Annotated in this window: 11 protein-coding genes; 10 read left to right on the top strand and 1 reads right to left on the bottom strand. The window is 40.3% G+C overall.

Annotated elements, in window-relative coordinates; genetic code table 11:
• The first annotated feature begins 190 nt into the window (after nt 1-190).
• The 9 genes from EDD58_RS01890 (at nt 191) to EDD58_RS01850 (ending at nt 9,176) form a co-directional block, all read left to right on the top strand.
• A complete protein-coding gene (locus tag EDD58_RS01890) occupies nt 191-712 on the top strand; it encodes a phosphatidylglycerophosphatase A (protein ID WP_131923143.1) in 522 nt (173 codons plus the stop codon).
• 172 nt (nt 713-884) lie between these two features.
• Nucleotides 885-2,126 carry an NADP-dependent malic enzyme gene (gene ystJ, locus EDD58_RS01885; protein ID WP_279389085.1) on the top strand — a complete coding sequence of 414 codons (1,242 nt, stop codon included), beginning with the start codon at nt 885-887 and terminating at the stop codon, nt 2,124-2,126.
• A 26-nt stretch (nt 2,127-2,152) separates the two neighbouring features.
• Complete coding sequence (locus tag EDD58_RS01880; RefSeq protein ID WP_131923141.1) at nt 2,153-2,833, top strand: FadR/GntR family transcriptional regulator; 681 nt, start codon at nt 2,153-2,155, stop codon at nt 2,831-2,833.
• 249 nt (nt 2,834-3,082) lie between these two features.
• Nucleotides 3,083-3,937, top strand: coding sequence for an acetyl-CoA carboxylase, carboxyltransferase subunit beta (gene accD / locus EDD58_RS01875; RefSeq protein WP_131923140.1), 855 nt, complete (start codon nt 3,083-3,085; stop codon nt 3,935-3,937).
• Between the two features lie 39 nt (nt 3,938-3,976).
• Entirely contained in the window at nt 3,977-4,909 is a 933-nt protein-coding gene (locus EDD58_RS01870) for an acetyl-CoA carboxylase carboxyltransferase subunit alpha (protein WP_131923423.1), read from the top strand.
• A 166-nt stretch (nt 4,910-5,075) separates the two neighbouring features.
• Complete coding sequence (gene pfkA, locus EDD58_RS01865) at nt 5,076-6,035, top strand: 6-phosphofructokinase (RefSeq protein ID WP_131923139.1); 960 nt, start codon at nt 5,076-5,078, stop codon at nt 6,033-6,035.
• 24 nt (nt 6,036-6,059) lie between these two features.
• Nucleotides 6,060-7,814 carry a pyruvate kinase gene (gene pyk / locus EDD58_RS01860; RefSeq protein WP_131923138.1) on the top strand — a complete coding sequence of 585 codons (1,755 nt, stop codon included), beginning with the start codon at nt 6,060-6,062 and terminating at the stop codon, nt 7,812-7,814.
• A gap of 526 nt (nt 7,815-8,340) precedes the next feature.
• Nucleotides 8,341-8,766 (top strand): acyl-CoA thioesterase, encoded by a 426-nt coding sequence (locus EDD58_RS01855; protein ID WP_131923137.1) that lies wholly within the window; start codon nt 8,341-8,343, stop codon nt 8,764-8,766.
• 32 nt (nt 8,767-8,798) lie between these two features.
• The gene (locus tag EDD58_RS01850; RefSeq protein ID WP_243648612.1) at nt 8,799-9,176 is read left to right on the top strand and encodes an FxsA family protein; all 378 of its coding nucleotides are present in this window, start codon (nt 8,799-8,801) and stop codon (nt 9,174-9,176) included.
• A 102-nt stretch (nt 9,177-9,278) separates the two neighbouring features.
• Here EDD58_RS01850 and ytvI read toward each other — a convergent pair whose 3' ends face one another.
• Nucleotides 9,279-10,391, bottom strand: coding sequence for a sporulation integral membrane protein YtvI (gene ytvI / locus EDD58_RS01845; RefSeq protein WP_165875744.1), 1,113 nt, complete (start codon nt 10,389-10,391; stop codon nt 9,279-9,281).
• A gap of 482 nt (nt 10,392-10,873) precedes the next feature.
• On the opposite strand from ytvI, the gene citZ reads away from it, so the two are divergent.
• The gene (citZ, locus tag EDD58_RS01840) at nt 10,874-11,989 is read left to right on the top strand and encodes a citrate synthase (protein ID WP_131923134.1); all 1,116 of its coding nucleotides are present in this window, start codon (nt 10,874-10,876) and stop codon (nt 11,987-11,989) included.
• Nucleotides 11,990-12,035 lie beyond the last annotated feature (46 nt).

The following is a 12,035-nucleotide window of genomic DNA, read 5'->3' as shown; positions in this document are numbered from 1 at the left end:
TTCTCTGACGAATGAATTTTGCGAACACGTTACGAGAGTGGGGCAGAGAAATAACGACCCGAAGGGATTTGGATAGAGTATGTTCGTTGAGCATTGGAAACAGTCATTGATTCGCTTTGAGAAAAGCTTAAAGTACAGAGCAAAGAACTTTACTAGACTGTGATGAAGGAATGGAAAGAAGGAGATCAAATTGTTTTATCTACATTCGATCCAGTTGCTAGCCCAGCGAGGGGTCAGCATAGAGTCGATGGCTGAAGTCGTATATCAATTACAAAAGCCGTATAACCATGACCTGAAAATGGAAACCTGTGTAGAGAGTGTACATGCGGTTCTAAAAAAGAGAGAAGTACAACATGCGATTATTACTGGGGTTTCTCTTGATCTATTAGCAGAAGAAAAAAAGCTTCCTGAGCCTCTACAAACGATGATGGAAATCGATGAGCCACTATATGGAATTGATGAAATCCTGGCTTTAAGTATTATCAATGTGTATGGAACGATCGGTTTAACTAGTTTTGGATATTTGGATAAAAGTAAATTAGGAGTTATGAAGGATCTAAATAACCATGATCAATTAATTCATGTTTTTTTAGACGATATTGTTGCAGGAATCGCTGCGGCGGCTTCATCTCGAATCGCTCACCAGTACCCTGATACGGATCGTTATATCGCAGATCGACAGCTCCACCGATTGATAGATCCTGATCAATAACATACAATAAACATCATCTTTATAGGAGCCCGTCAAAAAAGGTGACGGGAATTTTTTTATTGATCTTTGGGGAGAGAGAACATTTCAATTTCATCTCTGCCCCCTTTTTGGTATAATGATAGCTATTGGTGGTCAGACCACTGGAGAAGAAGCCAAAAAAGGAGCGATATCCTTGTCAACCATGCGCGAAGAGGCCTTGAATATGCATCGTCATCATCAAGGTAAACTGACGGTACAATCAAAAGTACCTGTAAATAGTCCTTATGATCTTAGCTTGGCTTACTCTCCAGGAGTAGCTGAGCCTTGTCGTGAGATTTATTCTGAACCAGATATGATCTATGATTACACGATGAAAGGAAACCTCGTAGGAGTTATCTCTGATGGAACAGCTGTATTGGGATTAGGGAATATTGGTCCTCATGCGGCGATGCCTGTAATGGAAGGAAAAGCTGTCTTGTTTAAGGCATTTGCGGGAGTGGATGCTTTTCCACTCTGTTTAGATACGAGTGAGATTGACAAAGTTGTTGAGACTGTGAAATTACTTTCCCCAACATTTGGTGGGATTAATTTGGAAGATATCTCAGCGCCTAACTGTTTTTTGATCGAAGAGAGACTGAAGCAAGAGCTAGACATCCCCGTTTTTCATGATGACCAACATGGGACCGCTATTGTTACCTTAGCTGGTTTAATTAACGCTTTGAAAGTAGTAGGCAAAAAATTAGAGGAAATTCGTGTTGTCGCTAGTGGAGCGGGAGCGGCAGGAATTGCTATCATCAAACTCCTGATGCGTATGGGGGTTCGTGATGTGATTATGTGCGACAGCCGCGGGGCGATCTATGAAGGACGCGAATTTGGAATGAATCCAGTAAAAGAAAAAATCGCTCAAGTTACTAATCCGGATCGACTTCAAGGTGAACTGGCTGATGTGATTCAAGGTGCAGATGTATTTATTGGTGTTTCTGTCGCTGGAGCTGTTACTCCACAGATGGTAAAATCTATGAATAATGATCCAATTATCTTTGCTATGGCTAATCCTATTCCAGAGATTATGCCTGAAGAAGCCATTGCAGCAGGTGCAAAAGTTGTAGGAACGGGTCGTTCTGATTTTCCCAATCAAGTGAATAATGTGTTGGCGTTTCCAGGGATCTTCCGTGGAGCTCTTGATGTTCGAGCACGTCAGATTAATGAAGAAATGAAGATCGCTGCTACTTACGCGATCGCCAATCTTATTCAGGAAGATGAGTTGTCTCCAGATTATGTTATTCCAGCACCTTTTGATCCAAGGGTGGCTTCACATGTAGCCGCAGAAGTGGCAAAGTCTGCGATGGAAACAGGTGAAGCTCGTCTCCATGTTAGCCCTGAAGAGGTTTATGAAAAAACCATGCGCTTAACATCTACGGTGTCAACAACCTAAAGATCGTATAAAGGTGGAGCTAATCAGTGACGGTTACGGAAGCCAGTGCAAGCAAATTTCAATTTCTTTTGCGAAAAATTAATCGTTTGATCGAAGAAGATGGTTTGCGACCTGGAGATAAAATCCCTTCAGAGAGAGAGCTTTCAGAGAGATTACAGGCAGGTCGTTCATCCATTCGTGAGGTGCTTCGATCACTTGAGCTATTAGGAATTATTACGACAAGACGAGGAGAAGGTACTTTTTTACAACCACATCATAAAAATCATCTTGTAGATCTCCTCGCTGGGTATATTCTACGAGATATCAAGTCTAGACAAGATTTATTAGAGATGCGTGAACTTCTTGAAGTAGGTTCTATTCAACTAGCTGTACAACGAAGAGAAGAAGAAGAGCTAATGGAACTAAAAAAATTGTTGGATGAAATGAAGCAAATGGTTATCAAAGGAATTCAACCCAACAAAGCTTTACAGGAATTTCATGCGCTTCTGATCAAAATGGCAAATAATTATTTATTAACTCGCATTTGGTATCCAATTGTTCATTATGTTAAAACGATTGAAACGGAAGGGTATGAAAATATCGTTAAGATTAGTGAGGATACGATTCGATTATACGAGCAGTTGGTAGAAGCAGTTTCAAATCAAGAAGGACAGTTGGCTATCGATGTTATGGAACGACTATGTGAAAATAGATTGTTACATAAATAACTGTTTCTACAGTTGCATCTCAATGGGTTGATGCATAATGAAACTCTCTAGATCCGTTTATCTTTTACTGCATTCTTCTTTTTCTCATACGAACAACTCTATAAATGGATAACTAGACTTTTTAAAGAATAGAGTGTAATTTGTGGACGAGTCATCAAGAGTGAAGTTGAATATGTGGAATCTCTATAACCACTTGGAACTGAACTGACTTGTGTTCACAATCCAATTGCACTCGGATGGGGTGTTATTGTGTTAAAGAATTTGTTTCGTAAACAGCGTAAGTATGCAACCATTCCTTCTGAACAAGCTAAAAAGGATATTCCTGAAGGAATCATGCAAAAGTGTCCAAAGTGTGGAACCATTTGTATCTCTAAAGAGTTAGAGAAAAACCTAAAGGTATGTAAATCTTGTGGTTATCATCATACAATGTCTGCGCCTGAGCGTATTCTATCACTTGTTGATCAGAATCATTTTTTTGAATATGATTCTGAACTTATATCCCTTGATCCCTTGGAATTTCCTGACTATACGAAAAAACTAGAAGCTGATAAAAGGAAAACGAACTTAAAAGAGGCTGTAGTGACCGGAGAGGGAACGATGGGAGGATACCCTGTTGTGATCGGGGTTATGGACTCTCGATTCCGTATGGGAAGTATGGGTTCAGTGGTCGGTGAAAAAATCGCACGAGCAGCTGAACAGGCTGTCACCAAAAAGTATCCTTTTATTCTCTTTTCTGCTTCGGGCGGGGCACGGATGCAAGAAGGGGTTCTTTCACTGATGCAAATGGCTAAGACAAGTGCAGCGCTGGAAAAAATGAATCGAAACAAAGTCTTATTTGTATCGGTTTTAACTAACCCAACAACGGGTGGTGTTTCAGCCAGCTTTTCCTCTTTAGGGGATATTAATATTGCCGAACCGGGTGCTTTGATTGGATTTGCTGGTAGACGAGTGATTGAACAAACGGTACGCCAAAAGCTTCCAGATGATTTTCAAACAGCGGAGTTTCTACTGAAACATGGACAACTTGATCAAGTGGTTCCACGCCTCGAATTGCGTGATACGCTGATCCAGATTTTAGAGTTTCACGCTTACGGGAGGGACTAAAAAGTGAAAAACGGGTATTTATCATTTGAAAAACCGCTGATGGAATTACGTGAAAAAATTGATGAGCTTAGAGCTTTTACCAAGGAAAAGTCCATTGACTTATCTAGTGAAATTGCAACTCTCGAAGCAAAAGCCGCTCGCTTGGAAGAAGAGATCTATGGGAACCTTTCTACTTGGCAAAAAGTGCAAATTACCCGGCATTTAAGTCGTCCTACAACTATGCACTATATTCGTACGATTTTTACTGACTTTATGGAGCTTCATGGAGATCGTTTATATGGAGATGATCCCGCAATTGTGGGGGGAATTGCCAAACTAGATGGTCGACCCGTAACTGTGATTGGACATGAGCGCGGAGAAGATACTAAAGACAAAATAGCACGGAACTTTGGACTCCCTCATCCTGAAGGATATCGAAAAGCACTTCGTCTGATGCAACAAGCAAATAAGTTTCAGCGACCCATTATCTGCTTCATTGATACACAAGGCGCTCACCCTGGAGTGGAGGCTGAAGAGCGGGGTCAAAGTGAAGCGATTGCTCGAAACTTACGTGAAATGGCAGGTTTTTCTGTTCCAATCATTTGTGTGGTGACGGGTGAAGGTGGAAGTGGGGGTGCACTGGCCATTAGTGTAGGAAATCGGTTACTCATGTTGGAGCATGCTTACTACTCAGTAATCACACCAGAAGGAGCGGCAGCCATTTTATGGAGAGATGCTGCCAAAGCACAGGAGGCTGCAGAAGCGCTTAAGATTACTTCAGCTGACTTAAAAAGCTTGGGTGTGGTTGATCAAATCATTAACGAAGCAAAAGGTGGCGCCCATCGTGATCCACAACTTCAATCAACACTGATTAAAAAGGCGATTGTGGATCATTTAAATCAACTGTTACCTCTAACACCTGAAGAATTAATTGAAGACCGCTATAAAAAGTTTGCTAAAATTGGGCAGTATACCACTGCTGCTTTTGTATAAATCAGCATAAAATAAGTGGCGATCGTTCAAAAGTTTGCTTAAACAGAAGAAAAAAGTTGTATGCAATGATTTTTTGGAAACCGCCTCATCGGTTTCTATCTTTTTGTTCATATTGGACGTGTTTTGTCCCTATGGGTTGGGTTACTCTTCATAAGAGGTGGTAGTCATGAAACGGATCGCAGTCCTAACCAGTGGTGGAGATGCACCGGGAATGAATGCAGCTATTCGTGCTGTTGTAAGAAGTGGTGTTTACCAAGGGATCGACATTTATGGTGTTTACCGTGGTTTCACGGGTCTTATTCAAGGGGATTTAAAACGCCTATCTTTAGGTTCAGTGGGAGATATTATTCATCGAGGGGGAACGGTTTTATATAGTGCTCGTTGCCCGGAATTTCTCACAGAAGAAGGAAGAAAGCAGGCAGTAAATCAACTTCAAAAGAACCAAATAGATGGGTTAGTGGTTATTGGTGGAGATGGTTCATTTCGAGGGGCGGAGAAGTTAACGGCTTTAGGTTTTCCTACCGTAGGTGTACCTGGTACGATTGATAATGACATCTTGGGGACTGACTTTACCATTGGATTTGATACGGCAATCAATACTGTCATTGAATCAATTGACAAAATCAGAGACACTGCTACATCTCATGAGAGAACCTATGTAGTTGAAGTCATGGGACGTGATTCAGGGGATATTGCTCTTTGGGCTGGTTTAGCTGGTGGAGCTGAAACGATTCTTATTCCCGAGTCACCTTATGATGGACAGGACTTGATTCACCGACTTCAGCGAGGCTATGAACGGGGGAAAAAACATAGTATTATTTTAATCGCTGAAGGTGTGGGAAGTGCTCAAGAGATCAGTAGTTTTATCAAGAAAGAAACCGGTTGGGAAACAAGAGTAACGGTTCTTGGACATGTACAGCGTGGTGGATCACCTTCTGCTTTTGATCGAGTTTTGGCTAGCCGAATGGGAGCAAAGGCTGTAGAATTATTAATCAATGGTGGAAAGGATCAAATGGTTGTCATTCGTCAAGGTGAAGTGATGGGAGTTGATTTTGCTGAGGCTTTTACAGGAACACATCAGCCCAATATGTCCCTGTATCATCTGGCGAGAATATTGTCGATCTAGTCAAGTTGGAGGTTTGGAAAACGGATGTTACAAAAAACAAAAATAGTTTGTACAATTGGACCAGCTAGTGAAGACATAGAAATTCTAAGAAAATTAATTCAAAACGGAATGGATGTAGCTAGGCTTAATTTTTCTCATGGTTCACATGAAGAGCATGGAAAACGAATCGAAAATATTCGAGAAGCAGCTCGTTTGGAAGAGAAAACAGTTGCAATCCTTTTGGATACAAAAGGTCCTGAGATCCGGACAGGGGAGTTAAGCATTGATTCGGTTGATTTAGTCACAGGGGACGAGATCATTTTAACCACTCAACCTATCGAGGGAGATCGTCATCGAATCTCTGTGAGTTATGAGGGACTCCCTCATGATGTTGATGCGGGTTCAACGATTTTGATTGATGATGGATTGATTGGATTAACGGTTGATCGCGTGGAAGATACTGAAATTTACTGTACGATTGCCAATGGAGGAACTCTTAAAAGCCGTAAGGGAGTCAATATACCAGGAGTAAAAATTAATCTACCTGGCATTACTGAAAAGGATGCTGAAGATATCCACTTTGGCATTCAACAACAGGTAGACTTTATCGCTGCTTCATTCGTAAGGAAGCCACAAGATGTATTGGATATAAGAAAAATTCTTGAAGAAAATCAAGCTGACATCCATATCATCTCTAAAATTGAAAATCGTGAGGGAATTGAACAGGTTGAGCCCATCTTAGAAGTGTCGGATGGTCTGATGGTGGCTCGTGGTGACCTTGGTGTAGAAATCCCTGTTGAAGAAGTCCCCCTTGTGCAAAAAGAGATGATTCGTAAGTGTAATCGATTGGGGAAACCAGTGATTACAGCAACACAGATGTTGGACTCGATGCAACGAAACCCACGCCCCACCCGTGCGGAAGCGAGTGATGTAGCCAATGCGATTATGGATGGAACAGATGCGATTATGCTCTCGGGAGAAACCGCTGCGGGTAAATATCCTGTTGAAGCAGTTCATACCATGTCCCGAATTGCTCTACAGACAGAAACAGCTCTTCGTTACCGAGAGCTTTTGAAACAACAAGCAAGAGAGATTGGAGCAAGTATTACCGATTCCATTAGCCAAGCGGTTGTCTATATGTCTCATAGTATGGATTGTTCAGCCATCTTGACATCGACCGAGAGTGGATTTACAGCCCGTATGGTCTCTAAGTATCATCCTAAAGCTCCTATAATTGCTGTCACTCCCAACGAGGCAGTGATGAGAAAGTTAAGCCTTGTTCGGGGGGTTTATCCCGTTCTAGGTACAGTTGCCGAGACGACGGATGAAATGTTCCAAATAGCAATTACAACTGCAATGGCTCATGAATTTGTGAGTCAAGGAGATCTAGTGATTATTACAGCAGGTGTCCCTGTAGGGAAATCTGGAACAACTAACTTATTAAAAGCACATGTGATTGGTGGAGCGCTTGCGGAAGGACAAGGCATTGGAAAAAAAGTGATCACAGGTCCCGTTGTTATGGGGTTAACTGCTGATGAAATTCGTGAGAATATGGTTGAAGGTGGAATCATTGTCACCCATCGCACAGATAAAGATATGATCGACTGTTTCCAACAAGCAGGAGCGGTGATTACTGAAGAAGCGGGTCTTACTTCTCATGCAGCAGTAGTGGGCGTAAGCTTAGGAATTCCCGTAATTGTAGGAGTAGAAAATGCCATGTCCATCTTAAAAAGTGAGACGATGATTACCATTGATAGCAGTCGGGGTCAGATCTACTCAGGTAAGGCTAATGTACTGTAGGTTTAGCTTTTATACTCTAAAGGAATAATTATTTCTATAACGATTAGAAAAAAGGGTGCTGGATCGATATTTTCCAGCACCCTTTACTCAATATATGAAATTGTTGGGAAAAATTAAAACAGTCCGAGTCGTGGGAAAATCCACCAACGCAATTTTTTTCTTCGCTGTCTACGTTTTCGAAGTGACATAGGGAACCCTCCTTTGTGTAGATTGAGATTACATGAAGTATTATGGGGAAACCTGAGAACAACAAATCACCCGATAATCTGATTTGCTTTTATTTTACCTTGAGACGAGGAGTTTGGCTATTCACATTATGTGAGGACTTCTTCTAAAATATGTATACTCTAAGCAAAAGGTCTTATTTGCTATAATAAACTTAAGAGTGGAAATGTGGTTTCTCCTGTCAATGCCCATTTTTTCATGAAGTTAATGCGGAAAATGAGGATGAACATTCAGTAGCTCTTTGCCTGCTGGTGGATGAACAACCTCTTAAAGAAATATTTAGTGGAGGATTCAGATTCATATGTCTAATTATCATGAAACAACTTTACGGGTAAGATATCAAGAAACTGACCAGATGGGAGTTGTCTATCATAGTAACTATTTGATCTGGTTTGAAGTGGGGCGTAATGGTTTTATTCGGCAACAAGGCTATTCATACCAGGACTTTGAAAATAAGGGTTTGTTATTACCTGTGGTTGAAGCTCAGTGTAAATACCGATCGCCTGCAAAATATGACGAAGAAGTGCTTGTTCGTACCAAACTAAGCGAGCTTTCTGGAAGCAAAATGTACTTTGAATATGAAGTCGTACGTAACAATGATCAAACTCTTCTTGCCACTGGATTGACCAAACATTTGTGGGTTTCTAAAGAGATGAAACGAACAAATATGAAGAAGTACTTTCCAGAATTATATGAGCGATTGGCAAGTTTCGTTACTCTGAAATAAGAGGATGGGATACCATGTTTTGGCTAATAGTCGTGCTAATTATCTTGGTACCAACAATTGAACTATGGGGATTAATCACTGTAGGAGGTTGGATCGGAGCAGGTCCTACCATTTTACTTGTTCTTGCTACTGGTGTGTTGGGTGGATATTTAGCAAAAAGAGAAGGTTTACATACTTATCGTTTAGCGATGATTCAACTGCGTAATGGTGAAACTCCTGGCGATACTTTGATTGATGGTCTTCTCATTTTAGTTGGTGGTCTTTTGCTACTCACCCCTGGTTTTTTTTCGGATGTCATTGGATTTCTCATGATTTTCCCTTGGACTAGAGGAATGGTGAAGCTCCTTGTCATTAAATGGGTTAGTAAAAAAATAAATGAAGGTAGCGTCATTTGGATTCGCCGTAAATAAAAAAATCCAACCGATTGAATCAGTAGAATTTTGCTCACTCCTAGATGTGGGATTCATTCAGTTGGAAAAGAGGAGGCGATTCGCCTCCTCACAAAGTAAGACTTATTCATGTGGGATGTCTGTCTTTTTTTTGTCAGTGATAAATCTCCATATATCTTTAAAAACGTGTGCACGATGGAGAGCTAGTAGAATCACTGCTGTAACAGGACCGATGATTAATCCAAATACTCCAAACAACTTCAATCCCACAAATAAAGCAATGAGAGTTAACAATGGATCCAATCCCACATTGCTAGCAACTAATTTAGGCTCTAAAAATTGTCTGACAATAATAATCACGCCATAAACAATGGAAAGTCCAATGGCCAACTGATAGTTCCCTACAATCACTAAATAAATGATCCAAGGAACTAAGACTGCACCTACACCTAAGTAAGGCATAAGATCGACCAATCCAATGATTAAAGCGATCGAAAAGGCATAGGGGACCTGTATAATTAATAGTCCTGCAAACATGATCACAGCAGTGATTGAGATGAGTGTGAGTTGTGCACGAATAAAGCCGAATAAAGCTTTTTTCATGTCCAAATAGACTAAACCAGTCGTATGTATTAATCGACGTGGAAGGAGCTTTTTTATTTCTTGTTTGAGACGGGGCCAATCTAGGGAAATAAAAAAAGCAGCAAGCATGATAAAAACAAGTACTGTCAAAAAGGAAGGGAGGTTACTGATAAAGCTTCCAATCCAACTTAATATACTGGTGATGACTTCAGTACCTTTGTTGGCAATGACCCCAATATTACTTTGGATACTTGCAGAGATTCGTTGTTCTTGTTGTGGGTTTTTCTCAAGATAGGTTTGTATGGTATCTATAATCCGTTTAATACTTGTGTTCTCTTTTGTGAAAGTGTCAACAAAAATCTTTCCGACTTGGTTGAGCACAGTAGGTAGAAACTCTGCGAGTTTGGCTAGCTCTACAACAATCTCAGCGATAACAAAAATGAGAAGAGTAAATAGCATACTAACTAGTAAGACAAGGATGATCGTTACACTTAGCCATCGTGGGAAACGTCCTCGCTTTTCCAATTTAAGGACTAGAGGCTCAATCAACATAGCGATTACCCATCCAATAATGAACGGATATAGTAAAGGGAGTAGAAAATCAATTAAATAATAAGCGACGAGAATCGTCAGTAAAACAATGATTGAACGCACAATTGGTCCAATCCAATACTTAGTCGGGTAAATGATTGAATCCTCCTTTCAAGAAAAGCAGATGGGCTGAGGATTATTATACCATTCTTCATGTAAAATCTTCATGTTAATCTTTTCACGAATTGTGACTATAAATAAATGAATGAAAATACATTTAATACAAGATTTTTCTTGATGAAATATATTCAAACCATTGGTAGAATAAGATTGTATACAATGATGGAGTTGTTTTATTTTTCTGTCTCATTTTATAAATATGCATAAAAAAATGTGAGCTCACGTCGGACAACTTTCAAAAATTTGTGTAAAAGCGAACAAACACTGTCTTTTCTAGTGCATTCATTTTATAATAAATATTGAAGATTAATTGTCCATTTTATTATCTTTTTGTTATCACATGTATAAATCCATACAAACACTCGTGTATATCAACGAGTGTGATATTGCCTAAATAGGTATACTTTGGTAAAGGAGCGATCTTTATGACGATTGCAAAAGGTTTAGAAGGTGTTGTAGCACTTACATCGGAGATTAGCTCAATCGTAGATGGAGTACTAACATATCGCGGATATAATATTGACGATTTAGCTAACCAGTCTTCATTTGAAGAAGTAGCTTTTCTTTTGTGGAATGGACGTCTTCCAGTTAAAGCTGAATTGGATCAGTTAAAAAAAGAATTAGAAGAACATACAGCTATACCAGATGCTTTACTCCAACAAATGAAAGCGTATCCGAAAACGGTTCATCCGATGTCAGCACTTCGTACAGCCGTATCTTCCCTCGCTTTATTTGATGAAGATGCAGAAAACCAAAGTGAGGAAGCCAACCGTAAAAAGGCGATCAAATTAACAGCCAAAATACCAACGATTATTACAGCTTTTGCTCGTATTCGTCAAGGATTAGAGCCTGTAAGTCCAAAAGCTGGCATGGGATTTGCTGAGAACTTCCTCTATATGTTAAATGGAGAAGAACCTTCAGAAGTTGCCGTGAAAGCGTTTGATAAAGCACTCGTACTTCATGCAGACCATGAGTTAAATGCATCCACATTTGCAGCTCGGGTCACATCAGGTACATTGTCAGATATGTACTCATCAATTACGACTGCAATTGGAGCACTCAAAGGACCTCTTCATGGTGGGGCAAACGAGCAAGTAATGGCTACTCTTGAAGAAATTGGTTCGATGGATCATGTAGAATCATATATTCAACAGAAACTAGATAATAAAGAAAAAATTATGGGCTTTGGTCACCGGGTTTATAAAGATGGAGATCCACGTGCCAAACATTTACGCGAGATGTCTCGTCGTCTCGGAGAACAAAAAGGGGATACAGCCTGGTATGATATGTCTATTGTCATCGACAAATTGGTGTATGATAAGAAAGGATTAAAGCCAAATGTCGATTTTTACTCTGCCTCTGTATACACTTATCTAGGTATTCCTAGAGACTTATTTACACCTATTTTTGCAATGAGCCGTGTAACTGGCTGGACTGCGCATGTGTTGGAACAATACTCAAACAACCGACTCATTCGTCCGCGTGCAGATTATGTTGGACTGACCAATCAGTCATATGTACCAATCGACCAACGCAACTAGATCGTTTACAATAGTATGGGACGGGGTTCATCCCTGTCCCTGTTGA

It is taken from the genome of Hazenella coriacea (genome assembly GCF_004341825.1).
In the GTDB taxonomy this organism is placed as follows: Bacteria; Bacillota; Bacilli; order Thermoactinomycetales; family Thermoactinomycetaceae; genus Hazenella; species Hazenella coriacea.
This window is presented reverse-complemented; position numbering and strand designations above follow the sequence as displayed.